Genomic DNA, 21,494 nt, shown 5'->3' with positions numbered 1-21,494 from the left:
CATGGCATGTTGTCCATGTTTACTCCTGCGAAGGTCCCTCCCCTATGGTTTTCCGCTCCAGCGCGCAGCGCCGATCCCTGAGAATTCCATAACTCTGGTCATACCTCCCTGCAAGCCTTTCTTAAAGCTATGGTATGCTTAAGCGTCTGTTATTTAAGTATGTTTCTGTGTCGTATGGGGTTTGGCACATGCCTTGCGAAAGAGGGGGAAACAAATTGGAGGTTTACTCATCATGAAAAAGACAACCCGTCTTCGCAATCTGCTTGCTGCCAAGGAATTACTCGTCGCTCCCGGCGCATACGATATGCTCAGCGCCAAAATCATCGAGGCCGTCGGCTTTAACGCTGTGTATCTGACCGGCTATGGCCAGTCTGCCAGTATGCTCGGACAGCCCGACGTGGGGCTGTTGACCATGAGTGAAATGGTCCAGCGCGCCGCCAGCATGGCCGAAGCTGTGGATGTGCCCATCCTCGCCGATGGTGACACCGGTTACGGCAACCCTGTCAATGTGATGCGCACTGTGCGTGAGTACGAGAAAGCAGGTGTTTGCGCCATTCAGCTCGAAGATCAGGTCTTCCCCAAAAAGTGCGGCCATATGTTGGGCCGTAAGGTCATCCCCCAAGAAGAAATGATTCAAAAGATCAAGGCCGCTTGCGATGCGCGCATCGATGAGGACTTTGTGATCATCGCCCGCACTGACGCCCGCACCGATCTCGGTTTGCAGGCAGCTCTGGACCGTGCCGCTGCTTACAAGGAAGCGGGCGCCGACCTGTTGTTTGTTGAGTCTCCCGAGAGCGAAGAGGAGATGCGCAAAATCAATGAGGCGTTCCCTGAGGCTTTCACGCTGGCCAATATGCTCGAAGGTGGCCGCAGCCCCATGCCCAACGTGGCCGAGATGGAAGAGATGGGCTTTAACATCGCCATCTACTGCACCGGACCTCTGTACGCCGCAGCCAATGCCGTGCGTGGCTACTGCGAAACTCTGAGGAAGGACACAACGACCAAAAATATCTGGGACGAGTTGCTGACCTTCCAGGAGTTCAACGATTTCATCGGGTTGAACAAGTACTACGAGGCCGAGAAAAAATACGCCTAGCAACCCGTAGCCACTCTCAAGGAGACTGTCATGAAACAAGGTATCCGACGCATTCTGCTATTCGTCTTCGCCGTGACTCTGCTGGCTGTGCCCGGTATGGCCCAGGCTAAAACCGTGCTCAAGCTGGGGCACTTGGCGCCCATCGACCATCCGTACCACGCCGGGGCCATGCTGCTCAGCGGCATGGTCGCCAAGAAAAGCCATGGAGACATGGAGATCAAAGTTTTCCCGGCTAACCAGCTTGGCAAACAGCGTGAACTGGTTGAAGGCGCGCAGCTTGGCACTGTGGACATGGTCCTGACTTCCGACGTGCTGCTGTCCAGTTTCGAAGAAACCATGGGTGTGTTGAACATGCCCTTCTTATTCCGTGACATCGAGCATGTGGGCAAAGTTCTCGATGGTCCAGTGGGCCAAGAACTGTCTGCTAACCTGGCCAAAAAGGGCCTGGTGGTGCTGGGTTACTGGGAGAATGGCTTTCGTCACATCACCAACTCCAAGCACCCCATCAATACCCCCGCAGACCTTAAGGGCCTGAAGGTGCGTACCCCCAGCGGTTATATCTTCATTGAATCGTTCAAGGACTTTGGTGCGTCTCCCACGCCCATGGCCTTTGGCGAACTGTACTCGGCTTTGCAGTTGGGCACCGTGGATGGCCAGGAAAATCCAGTGGCCCACGTCGTGACCCAGAAGTTCTATGAGGTGCAGAAGTACCTGTCCCTGACTGGTCACATCCATGTGAGTGAGCCGTTGGTCATGAGCAAAGTGATCTATGACTCTCTGTCCCCAGAGCAGCAGAAGATCCTGCACGAGAGTGCCGCTGAGATTGCCGTTTGGAGCCGTGCCAAAGTCGCCGAGGAAGCGAGCGAGAAGCTCGAATTCCTCAAGACCAAGATGAAGGTGAATACCGCTCAGCGCAAGACCTTCGCAGCCGCCTCCGAGGCCTTGTATGAACATTACGAGGGCAAGTTTGGCGCACTGATTAAGGAAATCAAATCAGCCATATAGGTCAGTTACTGATCAACACCCCCAACGTTCGTGGGCGGGATTTATCCCGCCCACGAACGCCCTGCCGCAAAGGAGTCTCCCCATGCAATTGCTGCGAGCGGTGAACACGTTCTTTAACAAATACCTGTCCATGCTGATCGCGGTGGCCTTTTCGATGATGACCCTGCTGATCTTCGCGCAGGTGGTCTGCCGCTACGTGTTCCAAGATCCGCTGTCCTGGTCTGAAGAGCTGGCACGTTACATCTTCATCTGGCTGACCTTCTGCGGTGCCAGTGTGGCCTTCTACGAAAATACACATATCAAGGTGTCCTACTTCATCGAGCGTATCGGCAATCCGAGGCTCCAGGCGGGTATGTTCCTGATCGCCGACGCTCTGTGCCTGTGGTTTCTGTGGGTCTTCGTCACGGATGGTGTCGTGGTGGCCTCGCGGGTTCTGTCCCTGGGACAGGTCTCGTCCTCCATGGGCTTTATTCCCGTGGGTATTGTCTACCTCGCTGTGCCCATCGGCAGCCTGTTTATGGCCCTCAACGTCCTGTACCACGCGCTGATGCATGTCCAAACCATCCTTGGCAAATCCTAGGGGTATAATTATGGGAACCACCCTCTTTCTTAGCTTTTTTATATTCGTTCTCGTCGGCGTACCCATCGCTGTGGCCTTGGGGCTGTCCTCGCTGGTGGCCCTTGTCATGCACAGTCATGTGCCGCTGATGGTGTTGGTTCAAAAGGCCTACGGCGGTGTCGATTCGTTCACTCTGATGGCCATTCCGTTTTTTATCCTGGCGGGAAACATCATGTCCTCGGGTGGTGTGTCCTCACGCCTGGTGAACTTGGCCAACTGTTTCTTCGGGCGCTTTCCGGGCGGTCTGGCGCACGTGGCCACGGCGGCATGCACATTCTTCGGTGCCATCTCCGGTTCGGCCCCGGCCACAACCGCGGCCATCGGTTCGGTTATGGTCGGCCCTATGCGTGAGAAGGGATACTCTCGCGTGTTCTCCGCTGCTTGCGTTGCTGCGTCGGGCACCATTGGTCTGCTCATCCCCCCGAGTATCACCATGGTCCTGTACGGCGTCATCACCGGCGCATCCGTGGGTAAACTGTTCTTGGGTGGTGTCCTGCCCGGTCTGCTTATGTGCAGTGCGCTCATGAGTGTGAACTACGTGGTTGCCAAGCGCCATGGCTATGGCGGTGGCGATAAGGTGGGCTTAGGCCAGACCATGAAAGCCATCAAAGACGCCTCGCTGGCATTGCTCATGCCATTGATCATTCTGGGCGGTATCTACGGTGGTGTGTTCACACCCACTGAGGCGGCGGTTGTAGCCGTGGTCTACGGCCTGATTATAGGTCGATATGTTTACAAGCAGCTCGACAATAAGCGACTTTACGAAGTCGTGCTGAGTACCGCCAAAAGCGCAGCGGTCATCATGTTCCTGGTAGCTACGGCCCATTGTTTTAGCTACCTGATGGCCAGCGAACAGATTCCTCAGGCTCTGACCAACTCCATGCTTAGCGTCTCCACAAATCCTTCCATTCTGTTGTTCATGATTTGTGCATCCTTGCTGGTGGTGGGCACGTTCCTGGATAATGCCGTGGCCGTGGTCCTCATGGCTCCCATTTTCCACCCGGTGATTATGTCTGCAGGCATCGACCCCGTGTATTTCGGGGTGTTGTTGGTGCTGACGCTGTCCATCGGTCAGGTCACCCCACCTGTGGGTCTCTGTCTGTTCGTGGCCTGCGACTTGGGCAAGGTGAGTATCGAAAAGCTGTCCATGGGCGTTCTGCCATACTTGCTGATCCTGGTGTTGGTGATGGTCGTGTTGATCCTGTGTCCCGATATCGTTCTCTTTATCCCGAATCACATGATGCAATAGACAGGCTCCATGGTGTCGCCCTAAGAACTCCCAGGGCGTCGATTCGGGAGGTCAGCGCAGAACTCAACTCATGATCTCTGCGTTGACCAGTCCCCTCCGGGTCCCGGCATGTGTCCGGGGCCCGGTTTTTTTAAACGCTTCCTACCTATCCCCTGAGTGTCTTCGTGTGCGGGGGCTTTATTCAAAGGAGTTCTCTGTTTTATGGGGCAAAGGCACCTGCTGCCAATTCATGGCCTGTCGGCCCGCGCCTATACGCGGATTCTGCGCATTGCCCGCACCATTGCCGATCTTGAAGGCGCTGAGCACATCGGGGTGCCGCAACTGGCCGAAGCCGTGAATTATCGCACCATGGACCGCAATCCCCTCTAGCCTGTCAAAATCATTGCGCCGGGCTAGAGCTGGTCCGGATCACACCCCCTGATCGACTCTCTGCTGTTCCCGCTGAATGTAATCGAAGAGCTGTTTGGACTGTTCGCCGTAGACACGGATGGTGTCCATATCCAGTACGATGTCAACTCGCTGCATGAGCATGCGGTCATCACCATCATGGATATGAGGCATGACTCCGGCAAAGGAGAGTCCCAGTGCTTCGCATTCTTCTACAAGCATAGGGCTGGCGGGAGCACCCAAAGGGAGAAAGGCGTATACGGCATCCCGTCGCTCGCGTTTGCACTGGCGCAAGGCTTCTGCAATCTCTTTCGCTGTATCGGGTCCGATGGCATGCACTATGATGAACACCACGTTCAGCTCGTCGGGCAACGGGAAGACACTGACTCTGGATTCGCCCAGAGGGTACTCAGTGTCTGGGGTTCCAATTTCCCGGGGCAATTCAAGCCAGCCGTAGATGTTGGAGACCATTGTTCTATGTCGCTCGGGAACGTACACCGTGGCAGGAGAGCGGTCGAAGGCACGGTAATGGTTGACCACCGAGCCCTTGGGTTGGACCGACGTTGCCAGTTCTTTGGCATGCATCCCCGAGGCAGTAATGGCCAGCATGATGCTGCATGGCCTGGAACCATAGCAGTTCTGCATGGCCTTCTGAGAAAAGGTGTGGGTGGTCACCGAGCAGTCGAAGGTTCCACGATGCCCGGCTTTCTTCGCCATGGCGGTGACGGCGTCCGCCATCTGTTGTGTCGCCCCTGGGCAACGGAAGGCCGGGTCGATGAAAGCCAGCCCCATCTCGCCCACAGGGACATTCGGATCATGAATCTTCAGGCCCGCGTGCCAGACCATCTGGTTGCTGGCCGGGTCGATGGCCACCACTGGTACGAAGGTTCCCTTGTCGAATGCTTCGGTCAGCGCCTCGAGATCATAGAGAAAGGCTTCCTGGGTATAGCCGTAGCAGCGCCAAGCCAGCTGGCAGATATGAGGGAGTTCCTCCCGGGTAGCGGGGCGGACGATGGCGTTCTTGACCGTGGGACGATCGCGCCCGCGCCGCACAGGCTGGACCTCCAGCAGTTCCTGGGGCAGCGCCCCATAGGGGATGGTCTTGATTAGGCGGGTCTCCTTGCCCTTGCGCCCGTGGCTCAAAAATTCGAGGGAATCCACGGCCTTTTGCATGAGCAGTGTGCCTAGTCCGGGCATGTCCATGTTTTCGAGATCGTCGGGAGTGTAGCGCTGCCCTTGCTGTGGGGTGAAAGGAATACCTCTTTCGCGAATGGAGATTACCAGCGAATTTTCATGAACGCAGAATTCCACGTCGATGGCCTCCCCCTCCACAGGGCCAGAGAAATGTCTGATTGCATTCCCGAAGGCTTCTTCCACAGCCATGCCGAGAAGTTGGCTGTCGGTTTTGCTGAAGCCCAGCAGGTGAGAGATCTGTGAGGTAAACTGCACGGTGGGCCTGACCATAATCAGATGGACCGGTACGGAGAGACTTCCCAGGGGGATACGGTGTGGGGATACATGGATGTCGGGCATTGCAGGCTACCTTCCTGGCACATTTCCGGGAGAGTGGGGTGCGTGTGATGCGAGATTGCGAATTCGAGTTTGGACGCTGCAGTTCACAGTTCATACTTGTAGGAGTAATTGATTGTATTTGTTGGTATCCATAAATCAAAGGAGCGTAAAGTGCCCCTACGAAAGGTTCTTCTTGTCATGAGCAAGGCCCGACTCTTCCGAGACGGGCCTTGGTTGGTGATGTGTTTTGGGCTATTCGCTTGCTGACCAAAAGCAGCGCTTGGGCGAGTGGACCTTGCCCTGCTTTTTAAGTTCCTGGATGACTTTGGAGACATCCTTTGATTCCAGCCCAGTTCCTTGGCGATTTTACCTGGGCGGACGGGTTTGCCTGCCACTTTCATGGCCTCCTTGTTGTTGGCATTGATTACTGATAGTGGCAGCAGGAGGGAGAGGTCAACAGCAACGTGAACAGGTAGGATTTTGGAGCCCATGCTGGACCGAAAGTTCGGGGCGTGGCATAGAATAGAGGCAAGAATGTCTGATAATGTCTTATCTGGAATGCTCATTCAGGAGGACACAGATGGGTAAAGGTTTAATGATCCTGTGCTGTCTTGTCCCATTCCTGATGGGAGCATACCCGCTACCCGGTGGTGGACTGTCGCAGGATGTGACACTGCTGGTGGAGCCAGGACGTGGACCGGTGGAGGGGTATTATAAGGCCCTGATTGAGTTGGCCCTGAAAAAAAGCGGATACATCGGTAATGTCTCCGTGGTGCGCTATCCCCCGTCGCAATTGAGCAATACCGATCTGGTCATCAACTCAAGCGATCCGTATACCATTGTCGCGGGAACAAATCCCCGATTCGAGGAGCAGATGCTTGCCGTACATGTCCCCATCTACCTTGGGCTGGGGAGTGGATACCGGATCATGCTCATTCGCAGGGATTCGCAACAGCGTCTGTCCACGGTTAAGACCTTGAAGGATTTGCAGGCGTTCAGTGTGGGGCAGGGTCGGGGCTGGTCTGATATCCCCATTCTGGAGAACGCAGGACTTACCGTGGTGCAGGGAGAACAATATCGGGATCTGTTTCCCATGTTGGCCTGGGGGCGTTTTGATCTTTTTTCGCGTGGGCTTTTCGAGGTCTACCCGGAGTATGAGTCCTATCGTGAAGAGTACCCCACCCTGGCGGTGGAAGAGCGGCTTGTGGTGGTCTATCCCTTTGCCATTTTCTTTTTCGTGTCCCGCGAGCATCATGAGCTTCATCGGATATTGGAACAGGGGTTGTCCAAGGCCTATGCCAGCGGGGAGTTGCAGGATCTGCTCATGGCTCAACCCACAGTCTCCGATGCACTGACTCGAGCCCGGCTGGACAAGCGCATGCGCATTGATCTGCCCGCCTATGACATGACTCTGGAAACGTTGAAGGCCATTCAGGCTTATCCTTTTGTTTTCGGCAAGGAAAAAGGACAGCCGCCTTATTAGACCGGCGGTGTCCGCTATTTAGAACTTAATATGAGCCCCATTTCGGGGGGAGGATTCATGAATCTCGATTTTGATGTCAGTAAACATAGTGACCAGATCATTGCCTGGTTGACAGTTAATGGAATTGATCTGCTCATGGCGCTGTTGATCCTGTTGGTGGGTATCTGGTTTGCACGGCGCGTGAGAGATGCGGCACAGGGGACCTTGGAGAAGCGGGAAGTGGATATCCTGCTGTCGAATTTCGTGGGCAACGTCGTGTTCTATGTTCTGGTGCTGACAGTGCTCATCGCGGCTCTGGGGCAGTTGGGGGTCGATACCACCTCGTTCATCGCCATTGTGGGTACGTTGGGTCTGGCCATCGGCCTGGCGGTAAAGGATAATCTGGCAAACTTTGCTTCGGGCGTGGTCTTGATTCTGGCTCGGCCCTTCACCGTGGGGGACTATATCTCCGTGGCAGGCGTATCCGGGACGGTCAAGAATGTGACCTTGGGCAATACGGTTCTGTCCACTCCGGATAACCAGAAGATCATCGTACCCAACACCAAGATCACCGGTGATGTGATTACCAACGCCACGGCCAACAACACCAGGCGTATCGATCTGCTGATCGGCATCGGCTATGGCGATGATATCGCCAAGGCCAAGAGCGTGGTGCAGGGGTTGCTTGAGGCTGAGTCCCGGGTGCTGGATGACCCTGCCTACACTGTTGCCGTGTCCGAGCTTGGGGACAGCAGCGTGAATCTGGTGGTCCGCCCCTGGGTGAAAACCGAGGACTACTGGGGCGCGCGGTTTGATTTGACCGAGCGTATCAAGCTTGCCCTGGACGAGAATGGCATCTCCATTCCCTTCCCACAGCGCGACATTCATATCGTGTCCGGTGGCGAATCCTAGGCGCCATTCATTCCTCTCCTGATCGGGCGGAATTACGAAGCAGGCTCCGCATGGTTGAACATGTGGGGCCTGTTCTGTTGTTGCGTGGTGGCGACTAATGGCACTGAGATGTTCAATAGTCCGGTGGGCGGAGAGTCCACTTCTTTTCGCATACTGCGCCTGAGAATGGGCTATGCTGGTTGTTCCCGGGGCAGAGAGGCGGTGATGATTGCGCTGCCGTTGTCCTGGAGTGTAAAAGTCAGCATTCCTCCAAGATTTTTCAGGTTTCGATAGGCCAGAGCCAGGTCCAAAGTTCCACCGCCTTCTTCAAAAGGCATGAGCAGGGTCTCTGCGTCAGGAGGCAAAACCTCGGCCATGTCATCGGCGAGGTTGAATTCCGCAGTAACGTGCGACGGAGTCTGGCTGGTCGTGATAATAAGTTTGCCCTGTGTGCTCATTTTTTGGGTCAGGTGATTCAAGACACTGGCAAAGGTTTCGGTCAGAAGGGCAGCGTCCGAGGGAATGTCGTCAATCTGCATGTCGAGCCTGGGGCGCACGTCCAGTCCCCGGGGAACAAGCCACGGAGTCAGTCGGTCCAGGCAGTATGTCATGATGGCCGACACGTTGACCGCTTCGGTCTTGACCGGCACCGGAGCCACATAGGCACTGATGCGGTTCATGAGCCCTTCCAGCCGACGGGCCTGTTCGAGAATGATCTCAGCCTCGGTGATATCCGGGTGCTTTTGCGCCAGACGTTTGGCGAATCCTCCCAGGGACATGAGTGGATTGCGGATTTCATGGGCCAACTCGTGGGAGACGGCACCCAAGGTGTTGAGTTTTTCGCGCTGGACCAGAACTTTATCCAGGAAGGCCCGCTCGGTGACGTCGGTGATGATGCCCTTGATGGGGGCCTCGGATTGGTCGTTGTCATCGCATCCGGAACCGATGGACTTGGCCTGTAAACGCAGTTGGTAGCCCTTCTTGTGGCGCATCTTGAACTCCAGGGCGAACCCAGAGTTATCGAGGCAGGATTGTTCAAGGGTTTTGGTGACTTGATCACGGCTCTCCGAGGCAATCAGACCCATGAATTTCCCGGGGATATCCACCAGTTCTTCGGGGGCATACCCCAGGATTTCGCTGCTGGTATCGTTGATGAAGCGAAGAGTGAGATCCTTGTCCAGGGTGAAAATCAGCACGGGCAGGTTCTGGACAAGATCCCTGTAGCGCTGCTCGGCACGGCGGACCTTTTCTTTCAGGGCCCTTCGTTCCAGGCAGTTGCGGATGGTTTGTTCCAACACGTCGAAGTTGAGGATGGGCTTGATGACATAGTCCCAGGCCCCGGCTTTGAAGGCGCCGATGGCATCGGAGATGTTGGCGTTGGCCGAAACGATGACCACCGGTGTTTCCGGTGAATGCTGATGAATACGCTCAAGGACTTCGAGTCCCGAAAGTTCGGGCAGGCCCATATCCAGAAGCACGAGGTCCGGTGACTGTTCGAGGAAGATATCGACGCCCATGGCTCCGTCCGAGGCTTCCAGCACCTCAAAGCCGCTGTCTTCCAACCAGGCCACGATGGAATTGCGAACGTTCTTGTCATCCTCGATGCTCAGGATACGCGCTGGGGTGGTGATCATGGAGTCGCCTCCAGGTCAACCGCCTGCCTGGCTGTTAATGTGGCGGGCAGGATCAGGTAAAATTCGTTTCCAGACGCCGTAGCTCGTTGTCCAACTCGCCCCCCGTGTAGCTCAACGATCTGTTTGACGAAGAACAGACCGTGTCCGGTGCCTTCCACTTTTTCGGCTTGGGAGCCGCGTACTCCTGCCTGGAACAGTTGCGAACCTGTCTCCTCGGGAATGGGGGGGCCTGTGGTAAAGAGGCCAAATCGTATTCCGGGTTTGCCGGGGCCCAGGGCATGAGGGATGCGCTGGATGGAGCAGGACAGGCTTTTACCTTGTCCCGAGCCGTCCTGCGGAGGAGAGGTGTATTTGAGGGCATTGGAGAACAGGTTGGCGTAAACTTGGGCCATGAGCCCCACATCCACATACAGTTCATTGGCGGGCGATGGGCCCGGGGGGGGGCACTGGTCAACCTCGATGTTATTCTCTGCCAGTCGTGGCAGGTAGTGATGCAATTGGGGTTCGATGATCTGGGTGACCATGTCGCAGGCCCGACGCTCCAGAACATAGTGGCCTTTTTCGAAATGGCTCTGCCTGAGCAGGGTTTCAAGGTACAGGCTGGTTTGCTCGTAGTGGGTGATGATCTCGGAGAACTGGGCATCAAGCTTGGTCTGCAAGTCCATGACGTCGGCGCAGTGAGGGCTGCCCGCGTTGAGCATGCGGCGCTGAAGAGGACCGAGCTGGTCGATGGTGCGTTTGAGTCGATTGAAGAACAGCTTGAAATACATGTTGGGCACGATCACATTGTGGCCGATGTCTTTGGCCAGACTGCGGATGAATCTCAGGTGCCGTTCGTTGGTTTCGTGCATCATGCGGTTGTGCAACTGGAATCCGATGCGATTGGCATATTTCTCCCAGAAGAGACTGTCACCAGAGGCCATGCGTTCCGCGGGATGGACCTCTAGGCAGCCGATGACGTCTCCGGGTGGATCAAAGGGCAGTTCTTTGATGTGTCTGGGGTTGGCCCGGATGGGGAAATACCAGTGTTCGTCCCGCCGGTCGGGATGCTGCGGGATTGCTGGCGAGGTTTGGAACAACCCTGGGTGCAGGGCATCACTTCCGGTGCATGCGATGCAGCGCAGGTTGAGCTTGGGAGTTACTAGGTATAGGGCGCAGTCCAGGCCGAAAATTACCTTTGGGACCATGACGCAGATGGCTCGGAAATCCTCTTCGCTCTCGAACTCCTGAACCAGGTCAAAGAAGATGTTCAGGGCACCGCTTTGGGGCTCCGTGAATTCATAGCTGGAGTAATCGGCTGTTTTGGCCTTGATGCGCGCGGCGATGGGATCGGCCCTTGCCGGACGCGGGCAATGGATGCTCGTGATAAGCCCCGGGCTTGGGGGCGGTTTGTCGTTCTGATTCATGGGCTCCGTCCGCGCTGAAGGCCTAAAACTATTATGGGCTCATGCAATAATGACAAATTGCGGTGTAATTGCAAGGTCTGGATGATGGATAGTCTTCGATTCTGTTTGTATTGAGTCTCAACACTATGTTTTGCGAGGTGTGGCTGTTGGTGGTACAGGACTCAGAGCTGCGTGGTTGGATGTGTCTGAAAATGAAGGACAATGGCCTGTGAAGGATGGGAGATGAAAAAAGTACTCTATGTCTTTGACTCCTGGCTTGAAGTAGCCGCCGGTCTGTTTATCACGGTCGTGCTGGTGCTTTTCTCCTCTTACAATTTTTTGTTGTTCCATACGCTCTCAGAACTGTTCAGCGTTGTTGTTGCCTTCTCGATGTTCGTGTTGGCCTACAGCTCGCGTGAGCGTATTCAGAGCGGATATCTCATTCTGCTCGGGGCGGCCTATTTCCATATAGCTACAATCGACCTGCTGCATACCCTGGCGTTCAAGGGGATGGGGGTCTTCCCCGGGCATGATGCCAATCTTCCCACCCAGCTATGGATAGCAGGGCGATATCTGGAAGGCTGTGCCCTTTTGGTTGCGGGCCTGCTGGCAAGCAGAAGGATTAATTTGACCGCTGCGTTCTGGGGCTATGCCCTGCTGGGTATGGGGCTGATCGCTGGCATCTTTATGGGCTATTTTCCGGATTGCTATGTCGATGGACAGGGGCTGACACCATTCAAGCGAATCAGCGAGATTGCGATCTGCGTCCTGTTCCTGCTGGCTCTGCTCACTCTGGGGCGTGCCCGTGCAGTGATTGGAAGGGCCGCCTATTGGTTGATCTCTCTCTCCATTGTCTTTTCAGTGGGTGCGGAGTTGTTGTTCACGTTCTACGTGAGTGTCTATGACCTCTCGTTGATTGTGGGGCACTTTGCCAAGGTGGGCTCGTTCTACCTCATTTTCAAGGCCGTGGTGGAAGCTGGATACGCCAGACCGCAGGATGTTTTGTTCCGGAAGTTGAACAGCAGCCGTGAGGAGTTGCAGGCGGCTCAGGGGCTGGCCCGGTTCGGGAGCTGGCACGAGAATCTGGAGACAGGTGAGACTGGTTGGTCTGATGAACTGTATCGCCTTCTGGGCTATTCCCCGCGGGAGATGGCGCCTTCGGGCCGGTTGATTGAGCGACATATTCATCCCGACGATTTGCCATCTTTGCAGGCCGACATGGACAAGGCTCTGGTGGAAAAATCCATGTTTGATCGGGAAGTTCGGTACTCAACCACCAGCGGCCAAGCCCGCCACGCCAGGGTCATGGGACGGGTTTTGGACCTGGGGAATGGCCCCGAGCGTCTTGATGGCAGCTTCCAGGACATCACCGATCGGAAACAGGCCGAACAGCTGCGGGCCGATGTTGACAGCATCACCCGCCATGATTTGCGGACTCCGTTGTCGTCGATCATTTCCTATGCCGAATTGCTTCATGACGAGCAGGACCTGAATGAGGAGCAGCGGGATATGGTTGCCCGCATTGCTGGTAACGGATTCAAGATGTTGGACCTGCTCAACCGTTCTCTGGATTTGTATCGCATGGAGCAGGGCACCTTTGAGATGTCCGCCAGACCTGTGAACCTTTCGCTTGTTATGGAGAGAGTGATGGAGGATCTGGCCGAGAAGGCGAAGCGCCGGCAGGTGGCATTTATGCTGGAGGAGTACCCCTCTGAAGGAAGCGGGCGTATCCGTGGAGATGATCTGCTGTGTTATACGCTGTTTGCCAATCTGGTTCAGAATGCAGTGGAAGCGTCTCCTCAGCGGGGCGAGGTTCGTATCCGGCTCGAAAATAATGGTCAGGCCAGAGCCACGGTCTGGAATGACGGGGTTGTTCCAGAGTCCGTGCGTGAACATTTTTTTGATAAATACGTGACCAGCGGCAAACCCAAGGGGACCGGGCTGGGGACCTACAGCGCCCGGCTGATTGCTCAGGTGCATGGCGGTGACATCGGTTTCAGCACCTCCGAGGACGAGGGTACTGCCGTCTGGGTGACGTTGCCCAAGTCCTGACTTTCAGGAGTCTGTTCGCCCGAAGATTCTTTGATATCGGCGAATCGTTTTTTGAGTTGACCCTTTGCTGCCAGACCCAATAAGATGGGGTTGTTCAGTATAAAGCCAAACCTGTTGCGAGGCAGGGACGGAAAGCCACGGATCTCAATGAGAACGCCGGGTTGCCTGGATGGCCGCATCCTCCATGCACAAGGCCGAAGCGCCGCAAAGTCGCAACGACCCTCTCCCGAATCTCCATCCGTTTTCTGCCCCATTGCCTGGTTTGGCGAGGGGGGCTTATGGCTCGTATCAATGTGGACGTGGTGAATCCGTTTCTGAATGCCGTGGTGGAAGTGTTGTCCACCATGGCCCAGGTGCGGGCGGCACCGGGAAGCCCGTATCTGAAGCAGGACAGCTCAGCTCGTGGCGATGTGTCGGGGCTGATCGGTATTACGGGAGAGGTGCAGGGCACCATTGCCGTGACATTCTCTGAGCGTTGCGCCTTGGCTATTGTGGGCAACATGCTTGGCGAGCGGATGACCTGCATGGATGAGTGCGTCATCGATGCCGTGGGTGAGTTGACCAATGTGATCTCGGGCAAGGCCCGCCAGGGATTGGAACAAATCGGCCAGACATTCAGCGCTGCGATTCCCCAGGTCATCACGGGGCAGGGGCATGCCATCGTTCATTGTGGTGATCCGGTGCTCTGTCTGGCATTTACCACGCTGTATGGTGACATCATCGTGGAGGTCGCCTTTGGCGATGGTGCGGCGCAGGTCTCTGTCGATGGGGCAGGTCCAAGGGATAAGGCCCGGGCGTATTGAGTGCCTGTCTAGCCTAGCCAGCGCGGAACATGCTTCCAGGCCCCGGATAACTCGTGGTCATGGGTTGCGCCGTGATGATCCAGCGAGTGCAGCAGGGCCCAGAATTCGGCAGAGTGGTTGAGCTGTTTGATGTGGGCCAGTTCGTGAAGCAATACGTGCCTGGTCAGGGGCCGGGGCAGGAAGAGCAGCTTGCAGTTCAGGCTGATGGTGCCGCGGGCCGAACAGCTTCCCCATCGTGATTTTTGAGCCCGGACTCGGGCGCGCTCAAAGGGCAGGTGTATTTCTTCAGACAGCTCACGCAGCCAGGGAACAAGGTGCAACCGTGCCTGCTGTTTGAGCCAGGTCAGGATGCACTTGCGGCAGGCTGATTGATCAGACGAGTCCCCTGTGAGCAGAAGGCTGTCCGGTCCGCTCTGGGTCAGGGCCGGAGCTTTGCGCGGGTTGTGCGCGATATCGATGCGCAGGACCCTGTCCAGGGTCTGGAGATTCAGTTCCCCGGGCATGAGCGGTGGTTCGGAAGACCATCCACCCTCCGACAGCCGCTGAATCTGTCGATGCAGCCACTCCTTACGGTCGGCCACGATGCTTGGCACCCGGTCCCTGTCAAACCCCTTGGGCACGACCACTTCCACCCCCGAGCGTGGACTGACACGCAAGGTCACTCGCTTGGCCCGGGAGCTTTCACGGACGCTGTAAGCCGGGAGGGGGGCATGCGGAGGGGTGTTGGTCATGTGTCCTTCAGCGCTTCAGAGAATCGGTACTGTGGGGCAGGACTCGTGGGAGTCATTTTGTACCCTGTGTGGGAAGTCGTCTCGAGACACCTGCCTTGCCCAGGGTTGGGAGCGGAAGTCATTCAAGGGCTGCTGGCCCGGCTGACGGTTTTGCCAGGCCGGGCCAGAAAGGGCTGATTAGCCCATGCAGCACTTCTTGTATTTTTTTCCGCTGCCGCAGGGGCAGGGCTCGTTGCGACCGATCTTGGGGGTTTCGCGACGCACGGTGGCTCCGACAATGTTGCCGTCCACATACAGCCAGTGCTCGCCTTCGCGGCGGAACTGGGCGTATTCGTGATGTTCGTTGCGTCCACCGGACTGTTCGAAGACGGCGGTGAATTCCACTTCGCCAGTCTCATCGTCGGGGCCGCCGTCCTTGGTGTCATGAACGGTCAGGCCCAGCCATGTGGCGGAGTCGGACCACTGCTGCGCGCCTTCGGGATCGAAACTCTTGTGCTTCTCGGGGCCAGGCTGGTCTGGATGTAGTCGATGTTGCCCACCACATAGGCGCTGTAGCGCGAGCGCATCAGTGCTTCGGCAGTGGGAGCAGGGGTGCCGTTGATGATGGGCTCGCAGCAGGCCGTGTATTCCTTGCCGGAACCGCAGGGACAGTCCTTGGGTTTGGTCATTGATGCTCCTTGATATGTTCGTGCACGGCGGCATCTGTCAGGGCCTGCACGTCCTGTTTGCTCAGGGGACGTTTGTCGGGCAGGAAGGCCATGATGAATGCTCCGCCGTCCGCTGTAAGGTTGACCTTGGTTTCACTGGTCGCGTCGGCCAGTTGCGCCTGGATGCGCTCCACCAGCAGGGCCAACAGATCCGTACGTACGGAGTCCTCGATGCTCAGGCGGTAAAATGCCAGCTGAGGATCGATGGGGAACCGTTTGATGCGGATTTGCGGGGCTGGTGCTTTCATCTAGCTCAGGGGTTTCAAGGTTGGAATTTCATGATGGTGGCAGCCGTGGCCGTCATCACCATGGTCATGGTCGCAGATATCAGGCTGGTCCTGGACCTTTCCGTCCAGCCAGGCCTGCAGGCCTTCGCGCACTGAACCTTCCAGACCGCGGATGGTCTGGATGCCGGATTCGGCCAGCTTGTTCACGGCGCCTTGACCCATGTTGCCAGCCAGAAGGGTGGTCACACCCTCGGAGGCCATGGTGGCGGCGATGTTGGATTTGCAACCGCAGCCCTCGGGGGCGGCCACATGTTCTTCGACCAGGACTTCCTTGGTCTCGTCGTCCAGGGTCAGTACGGTGAAGAATTCGCAGTGTCCAAAATGCGAGTCTACGATATGCACGCCATTGTCGTCGGTTTTCGTGGGAATGGCAATCTTCATGGGGAGTCCTCCGGTGTTGCTTGGTTCGGAGGGGGAGTATAAGACTTGTTCGCTAGGGGTCAATGCCGATTCGAATCGGCTGTGCCCTAGTATTTCGATAGGATAAAAGGGTCAAGAATAAGATGGATATCGTTTATATCAATGCTCAGTTGAGCATCCCCATGGATGAGGTGCAATTCACGGCTGTGCGCAGTGGTGGACCCGGCGGTCAGAATGTGAACAAGGTCGCCACCAGCGTAACGTTGATTTTTGATGTTGCGGGGTCGCCCTCGCTGTCCGGGCCGCAGCGTGTCAGAATTCAGGACAAGCTCGCCAATCGTATCGGGCGCGATGGAGCTTTGCGTTTGACTGCGCGCGACACTCGCAGCCAGTTGTCCAACAAGGAGTTGGCCGTCAAACGGTTTGCCGAGCTGTTGCGCGAGGCCTTGAAACGCCCCAAGGCCAGGCGTAAGACCCGGCCTACACTGGCCTCCAAGCATCGCCGTCTGGACTCGAAGAAGCAACGTGCAGGCCTGAAGAAGACTCGCGGCAAGGTCAGTTCCGAGGATTGAAACGCCAACTGTTGAGTGATCAACAGTTGGCGCTACGTGCTATAGTCCCTTTTGTTCGAACCATCGGAACAGAGCAATTCCCCCTGCCCAGGACAGCCCGACCAGTATCCAGTGATTGATGCCAAGCAGTCCGGGAAGGGTTGTCTTGCCAAGGTCACCCCAGGTCAGGATTGTGACCTTGATTGCGGGGTAGGCTTCGGCATACAGAGCCGCGCCAACAAGCATTCCAAAAATGCCCCACAGGGCGTCCCATCGGCCTTCTCCCAGTGCCCCGGCGGAAGTCCCTGGGCAGTAGCCCAGCATTGCCCAGCCGATGCCGAAGAGCAGGCCGCCCAGAATGTTGCCGCCCAGCACGGCGGTCTTGATGTCGAGTTGTACCAGGCCCATGTCATAGAGCAGGTGAATGCCCACCATGCCGACAAGCACCGTGGACAGCATGAATTTGACGATGGTCATATCCAACAGTCGTAAAGCACCGAGTTGGCGATCATAACGGATAACCTCGGCGCGTTGCAGCAGAAAGCCGAACAGGATTCCAGTGATCAATCCGTAGTACAGACTCATCTCCCCTCCCTGCCGTAGATGATCCTCGCAGTGAGCAGGCCCCCGAGAAAGAAGCAGACCAGGGCGATGAATCCGCTCAGGGATAACTGGAGGGTTCCGCTCAGGCCATGCCCACTGGGGCAACCACCCGCCAAACGTGCTCCAAAGATGGCAATAACGCCGCCAATGAAGGCCACCAGGGCGCGCTTGGCCGTGCTCGGGCCAAAACGCTCTTGCCACATATCGGGCACTGCCTGGATCTTGAATCCGCCAATGAATTTGGCCGCAAGGTACGAGCCGATGAAAATTCCAGCCACGAACATCCATTGCCAGTCGATTTTGGGGGCCGTCTTGATGAAATAGTCCATGACTGCCACCCGCTCGGGATCGAATAGTTGCTCGATGAGTCCTGCCGAGCGAACAAAGGTTGTGGATGCCCCAAAGTATTTGCCTGCAATCCAAACCGAAAGAACGACGAGCAGTCCACTGAGTCCGCCACAAAGATAGGGGTTCCAAGGCCTTGGCGATGTAAACTTGTCCATTCGCTATTCCTCCCCAAAAGGAGCCTGAGCCGCTGACTCAGGGTTTTAAGCGTGAAGGGCGCTGTATATGATACTTTTTATGGCTACGTGTTTCCGATAGCATATTGCCGGAGGCATATCCATGCCTGCAGGAAGCGTTTGTGCCCGCTGTAAATATGAAATCGAGTCATGGCTTGTGTCGGGGAAGAGTGAAGGGGCAGAGGGCTCACGCTTTGGCAGGGCGCGGAAATGAGAATGTCGCAAACAGCACCCGGGGCGTTGTGCGAAAGCCCCGAGTGGGGGGTACGGTATCGAGGAAGGGCTGTAGCCCTGCCTCAATACCGTTGGTTACTGCAAATCCGGTGATTGGTCGCTAGCATTTTGGATTATTCAGGGCCAGGCCACCCAGGCTGGTCTCTTTATACTTGCAATGCATGTCGCGTCCGGTCTGATTCATGGTCCAGATGGCCTTGTCCAGATCGATGATCTGGGTTGTGGGATCGCCGAGGGTGGCCATCAGGTAGGCATTGTAGGCTTTCACCGCGCCCATGGCATTGCGTTCGATGCAGGGGATCTGCACGTAACCGCCCACCGGGTCGCAAGTCAGCCCCAAATGGTGTTCCAGAGCGATCTCCGCGGCGTTTTCTGCTACCTGGAAGCGATAGCCCTTGGCGTAGGCCAGCATGGCTGCGGCCATGGCCGAGGCCGTGCCGATCTCACCCTGGCAGCCAACTTCGGCTCCAGCAATGGAGGCGTTGTGCTTGACCAGAAAGCCCACGGCAGCAGCGGTCAGGAAGGCCTCGCGGATGGTCTGGCGATCAGAACCCATATGGTTGTGCAGGGCGTAGAGAATGCTGGGGATGACCCCGGAGGAACCGGACGTGGGCGCGGTGACCACCACGTGTCCTGCCGCATTTTCTTCGGCCGCCGCCATGGCATAGGCATCCAGCAGCATCAGAAAGCGATCGGCACTATGCTCGGATTCCTTGGCTCGGCGCACCAGAGTCGGGGCCTTGCGTGACAGGCCGATGCAGCCCGGCAGCTTGCCTTCGGTGTCGCAGCCCCGGCGCACGGCGTTTTCCATGGATCGGGCAATAAGGTCCAGCTGGTCGTAAATTTCGCGTTCACTGCGTCCGTGCAGGGCTTTCTCGTTCTCCAGAATCAACTGGTGCAGGCGCAAATCCTTGGCCTGAAGCTGAGCCTTGAGCTGGGCCATGGTTTCATAGGGGTGGGGTGGCTGACCCAAATCCGGCTCCTGCCAGCCCTTCCATTGAACGAATCCGCCACCGGTGGAGTAATATTCCATTGTCAGCAGGGGGGTGGAACCGGCCAGCAGCGTGAGCACAAGGGTGTTGTTAAACGGGAAGTCGTGCTCAAGGTTGTCAAAGATCACGGTCTGCGGTCCCAGCATCACTCGGCAATCCTCCACGGGTAGTGGATGGGTGTCTTTGGGGTGCTCCAAGAGGTCATCCAGTAGTTCCTGAGGCACGGATTCGGGCAGATATCCCAGCAATCCCGCAAGAACAGCCTTGTCCGTGCCGTGACCGTCTCCGGTGGCGGACAGGGACCCGAACAATTGCACTGTGAGCTTGCCGGCACGGGTCAGTTCGCTGGGAGGCAGTTCACGGACCCGTGTCAGAAAATCATAGGCCGCTCGCATGGGGCCGATGGTATGCGAACTGGATGGTCCGGGGCCGATGCTGAATAGGTCGAAGACCGATGTTGTGATTGCGTTCATCTCAAAAATTTAGCCTCAAGGTTCGCATAACGCAACAAAATACGACGGGGTGTTTCAAACATCCAGAACCGTTGCATTTCCGATGGTTGGGGCTATAGTGCCGCCATGCCTGTGATAGAAGCATCCTCATACAACCCATCGTATTGGCTGACGGGTGGCCACGTGCAGACACTGTATCCGGTCCTGCGGCGGCCCACTCTCTCCCTTGAGTACACCCGCGAACGTCTGACCTTGCCTGATGGTGACTTCCTTGATCTTGACTGGAGTCTGGCCCCAGGCTCACAGGGACAGCGTGCGGGGGGTGTGGCTCTGGTCATTCACGGCTTGGAGGGCCATTCAAGGCGCAAGTACCTGCAAGGGATGGTCAAGGCTCTGAATGGCGCGGGCTGGGATTGCGTGGCCATGAATCACCGCGGTTGCTCTGGCGAGATGAATCGCCTGGCAAGGTTTTACCACAGTGGTGAGACCGATGACGTGCATAGTGCCCTGACCTATGCCATTGGGGCAGGGCAGTACAACCGTGCTGCGCTGGTTGGGTTCTCCATGGGTGGGAATCAGACGCTTAAATATCTGGGAGAGGACCCGCAGCGTGTGCCTGTCCAGTTGCAGTGTGCTGTTGCCGTGTCGGCCCCGTGTGATCTCGCTGGGTGTGCTCGGGTGCTGGAACAGGGATTCTCGCGGGTCTATCAAGCCTATCTGATGCGCAGCCTGCGCCAAAAGGTGCGCGAGAAGCATGAGATTTTTCCTGATCGCATCCCCGTGGATGGACTGAGTCGGATGACCACTTTCCGGGAATTTGACGATGCCTACACCGCTCCCTGTAATGGTTTCAGGGACGCCGCCGACTACTACGAAAAATGTAGCAGCGCCCGTGTGCTCGAGGGGATCCAGATTCCCGTTTTGACCCTCAGCGCCCAGGATGACCCTTTTTTGTCCGAGGGGTGTTACCCTTATGACATGGCCCGCGGCAGTCAATGGCTGCACCTGGAAACACCGCAGACGGGTGGGCACGTTGGTTTTGCCGTGAATGGCGCAGCCGGACCGTATTATTCCGAACAACGGGCAGTGGAATTTTTGGATCGATTTGCCTGATTATTTGACGGATGATCATTTTTAATGGGTCGTTTCAGGTCGGACTGAAATTGAAAAGCAACGAGCCCCATGCTGGATTACCGGCATGGGGCTCGTTGCTGCTTCCCTAGGGGAAGAGTCTGTACTATTTCTTTTTGGGTTTTTTCCCGTTGCCGTTGGTGGGAATCAGTCCTGCATCATTCATCTGCAGGAACAGTTCACGGCTGATCCAGGCGTCGGTGGCGGCGTAGCGAATTTGGGCCTTGGTCAGGCTCTTGTTCGCCCAGTTGGTACAGCGCGCAGCCTTGGAGATACGGATACCCAGGAATTTTGCGGCAAGGTTGCGCAGGCCATGGGTCTCCAGCTTGTGCTCCAGGGCGATGGCGCCCAGGTCCAGGAACCCAGCGTCCTTGAAGGGTTCCAGCTTTTGCAGATCCTTGACGTCATCACGCACGGCAACGCCGGACTTGATGACCTTCTTGTCCTCGAAGATGGCTCTGAGGGCTTCGGGGAAAGGGGTCTTGGAGAGCTGAAAGATGTAAACCTTTGAGCTGGTGGCGATCTGAATGAGGGAAGGCAGGAAGTACATGCCTTTCTTGAAGGCGGGGCGGGACTCGGTATCGAATCCCAAGAGCGGTTCGTCCGCGATTTCGTTTACGGCGTACTCGGCGTCTTCCTCATTGGTCACGAGCATGATGTCGCCCTCATAGCCTTGGAGGGGGAGCTCGTTGATCTCGTCCTTACTGATTTTTCTGCGATATTGTTCGATGTCGATCATGGTGATTGTGCTCAGCGCGTTGAGTCCCGGATGATTTCGCGCGGTGTTCGTAAAAATGAGTATACACTGAAGGGCTGCCTTTTCCAAGGTC

At 56.6% G+C, this 21,494-nt stretch carries 21 protein-coding genes, 2 pseudogenes and 1 riboswitch; of the genes and pseudogenes, 11 read left to right on the top strand and 12 right to left on the bottom strand.

The genetic code is table 11. From position 1 onward, the window contains the following. The first annotated feature begins 232 nt into the window (after positions 1 to 232). From EL361_RS12155 to EL361_RS12135, 5 genes and pseudogenes are all read left to right on the top strand, one after another. The gene (locus EL361_RS12155; RefSeq protein ID WP_126379904.1) at positions 233 to 1,096 is read left to right on the top strand and encodes an isocitrate lyase/PEP mutase family protein; all 864 of its coding nucleotides are present in this window, start codon (positions 233 to 235) and stop codon (positions 1,094 to 1,096) included. A 30-nt stretch (positions 1,097 to 1,126) separates the two neighbouring features. After that, positions 1,127 to 2,101, top strand: coding sequence for a TRAP transporter substrate-binding protein (locus EL361_RS12150; protein WP_126379902.1), 975 nt, complete (start codon positions 1,127 to 1,129; stop codon positions 2,099 to 2,101). Between the two features lie 82 nt (positions 2,102 to 2,183). Next, positions 2,184 to 2,681: a TRAP transporter small permease gene (locus tag EL361_RS12145; RefSeq protein ID WP_126379900.1), complete on the top strand. Its 498-nt coding sequence runs from the start codon at positions 2,184 to 2,186 to the stop codon at positions 2,679 to 2,681. Between the two features lie 10 nt (positions 2,682 to 2,691). Then, positions 2,692 to 3,969, top strand: a complete 1,278-nt coding sequence (locus tag EL361_RS12140) for a TRAP transporter large permease (RefSeq protein WP_126379898.1) — start codon at positions 2,692 to 2,694, stop codon at positions 3,967 to 3,969. A gap of 231 nt (positions 3,970 to 4,200) precedes the next feature. Further along, positions 4,201 to 4,338: pseudogene (locus EL361_RS12135) on the top strand (magnesium chelatase subunit ChlI family protein); the annotation flags it as partial. A 39-nt stretch (positions 4,339 to 4,377) separates the two neighbouring features. Here EL361_RS12135 and EL361_RS12130 read toward each other — a convergent pair. Continuing rightward, positions 4,378 to 5,889 (bottom strand): ATP-binding protein, encoded by a 1,512-nt coding sequence (locus EL361_RS12130; RefSeq protein WP_126379894.1) that lies wholly within the window; start codon positions 5,887 to 5,889, stop codon positions 4,378 to 4,380. A 559-nt stretch (positions 5,890 to 6,448) separates the two neighbouring features. Here EL361_RS12130 and EL361_RS12120 point away from each other — a divergent pair. Further along, positions 6,449 to 7,351, top strand: a complete 903-nt coding sequence (locus EL361_RS12120) for a type 2 periplasmic-binding domain-containing protein (protein WP_126379892.1) — start codon at positions 6,449 to 6,451, stop codon at positions 7,349 to 7,351. Between the two features lie 57 nt (positions 7,352 to 7,408). After that, positions 7,409 to 8,242: a mechanosensitive ion channel family protein gene (locus tag EL361_RS12115; protein ID WP_126379890.1), complete on the top strand. Its 834-nt coding sequence runs from the start codon at positions 7,409 to 7,411 to the stop codon at positions 8,240 to 8,242. 170 nt (positions 8,243 to 8,412) lie between these two features. Here EL361_RS12115 and EL361_RS12110 read toward each other — a convergent pair whose 3' ends face one another. After that, on the bottom strand, positions 8,413 to 9,855 hold the full coding sequence (locus EL361_RS12110; protein WP_126379888.1) for a response regulator: 1,443 nt from the start codon (positions 9,853 to 9,855) through the stop codon (positions 8,413 to 8,415). Further along, positions 9,852 to 11,261, bottom strand: a complete 1,410-nt coding sequence (locus tag EL361_RS12105; protein WP_126379886.1) for a sensor histidine kinase — start codon at positions 11,259 to 11,261, stop codon at positions 9,852 to 9,854. The genes EL361_RS12110 and EL361_RS12105 overlap by 4 nt, the downstream gene beginning before the upstream one ends. Positions 11,262 to 11,483: 222 nt before the next feature. Here EL361_RS12105 and EL361_RS12100 point away from each other — a divergent pair, with 222 nt between their 5' ends. Beyond that, positions 11,484 to 13,292, top strand: coding sequence for an MASE3 domain-containing protein (locus EL361_RS12100; protein ID WP_172961733.1), 1,809 nt, complete (start codon positions 11,484 to 11,486; stop codon positions 13,290 to 13,292). 94 nt (positions 13,293 to 13,386) lie between these two features. After that, a riboswitch (cyclic di-GMP riboswitch) is annotated at positions 13,387 to 13,461 on the top strand. A gap of 109 nt (positions 13,462 to 13,570) precedes the next feature. Beyond that, on the top strand, positions 13,571 to 14,095 hold the full coding sequence (locus EL361_RS12095; protein ID WP_232034773.1) for a chemotaxis protein CheX: 525 nt from the start codon (positions 13,571 to 13,573) through the stop codon (positions 14,093 to 14,095). An 8-nt stretch (positions 14,096 to 14,103) separates the two neighbouring features. On the opposite strand, the gene EL361_RS12090 is transcribed toward EL361_RS12095, so the two are convergent. From EL361_RS12090 to EL361_RS12075, 5 genes and pseudogenes are all read right to left on the bottom strand, one after another. Next, entirely contained in the window at positions 14,104 to 14,826 is a 723-nt protein-coding gene (locus EL361_RS12090; RefSeq protein ID WP_126379882.1) for a M48 family metallopeptidase, read from the bottom strand. Positions 14,827 to 15,003: 177 nt separating this feature from the next. After that, complete coding sequence (locus tag EL361_RS17380; RefSeq protein WP_420810705.1) at positions 15,004 to 15,090, bottom strand: SEC-C metal-binding domain-containing protein; 87 nt, start codon at positions 15,088 to 15,090, stop codon at positions 15,004 to 15,006. Between the two features lie 78 nt (positions 15,091 to 15,168). Continuing rightward, a pseudogene (locus tag EL361_RS17375) lies at positions 15,169 to 15,494 on the bottom strand (YchJ family protein); the annotation flags it as partial. Continuing rightward, positions 15,491 to 15,781, bottom strand: coding sequence for a hypothetical protein (locus tag EL361_RS12080; protein ID WP_126379880.1), 291 nt, complete (start codon positions 15,779 to 15,781; stop codon positions 15,491 to 15,493). The pseudogene EL361_RS17375 and the gene EL361_RS12080, both read right to left, overlap by 4 nt. Next, positions 15,782 to 16,201, bottom strand: coding sequence for a NifB/NifX family molybdenum-iron cluster-binding protein (locus tag EL361_RS12075; protein ID WP_126379878.1), 420 nt, complete (start codon positions 16,199 to 16,201; stop codon positions 15,782 to 15,784). It abuts the gene before it with no gap. Positions 16,202 to 16,323: 122 nt separating this feature from the next. Here EL361_RS12075 and arfB point away from each other — a divergent pair, with 122 nt between their 5' ends. After that, the gene (gene arfB, locus EL361_RS12070; protein WP_126379876.1) at positions 16,324 to 16,752 is read left to right on the top strand and encodes an alternative ribosome rescue aminoacyl-tRNA hydrolase ArfB; all 429 of its coding nucleotides are present in this window, start codon (positions 16,324 to 16,326) and stop codon (positions 16,750 to 16,752) included. Between the two features lie 39 nt (positions 16,753 to 16,791). On the opposite strand, the gene EL361_RS12065 is transcribed toward arfB, so the two are convergent. The 3 genes from EL361_RS12065 to EL361_RS12055 all read right to left on the bottom strand — a co-directional run bounded on the left by EL361_RS12065 (position 16,792) and on the right by EL361_RS12055 (position 19,554). After that, positions 16,792 to 17,316: a YeeE/YedE thiosulfate transporter family protein gene (locus EL361_RS12065; RefSeq protein ID WP_126379874.1), complete on the bottom strand. Its 525-nt coding sequence runs from the start codon at positions 17,314 to 17,316 to the stop codon at positions 16,792 to 16,794. Continuing rightward, positions 17,313 to 17,837 (bottom strand): YeeE/YedE thiosulfate transporter family protein, encoded by a 525-nt coding sequence (locus EL361_RS12060; RefSeq protein WP_126379872.1) that lies wholly within the window; start codon positions 17,835 to 17,837, stop codon positions 17,313 to 17,315. The genes EL361_RS12065 and EL361_RS12060 overlap by 4 nt, the downstream gene beginning before the upstream one ends. A 352-nt stretch (positions 17,838 to 18,189) precedes the next feature. Next, positions 18,190 to 19,554 carry an L-serine ammonia-lyase gene (locus EL361_RS12055; RefSeq protein ID WP_126379870.1) on the bottom strand — a complete coding sequence of 455 codons (1,365 nt, stop codon included), beginning with the start codon at positions 19,552 to 19,554 and terminating at the stop codon, positions 18,190 to 18,192. A 162-nt stretch (positions 19,555 to 19,716) separates the two neighbouring features. Between EL361_RS12055 and EL361_RS12050 the strand changes: the two genes are divergently transcribed. After that, positions 19,717 to 20,646: a YheT family hydrolase gene (locus EL361_RS12050; RefSeq protein ID WP_232034772.1), complete on the top strand. Its 930-nt coding sequence runs from the start codon at positions 19,717 to 19,719 to the stop codon at positions 20,644 to 20,646. Positions 20,647 to 20,770: 124 nt separating this feature from the next. Here EL361_RS12050 and EL361_RS12045 read toward each other — a convergent pair whose 3' ends face one another. Beyond that, the gene (locus EL361_RS12045) at positions 20,771 to 21,403 is read right to left on the bottom strand and encodes a 3'-5' exonuclease (RefSeq protein ID WP_126379866.1); all 633 of its coding nucleotides are present in this window, start codon (positions 21,401 to 21,403) and stop codon (positions 20,771 to 20,773) included. Positions 21,404 to 21,494 lie beyond the last annotated feature (91 nt).

It is taken from the genome of Desulfovibrio ferrophilus, assembly GCF_003966735.1.
In the GTDB taxonomy this organism is placed as follows: Bacteria; Desulfobacterota; Desulfovibrionia; order Desulfovibrionales; family Desulfovibrionaceae; genus Desulfovibrio_Q; species Desulfovibrio_Q ferrophilus.
This window is presented reverse-complemented; position numbering and strand designations above follow the sequence as displayed.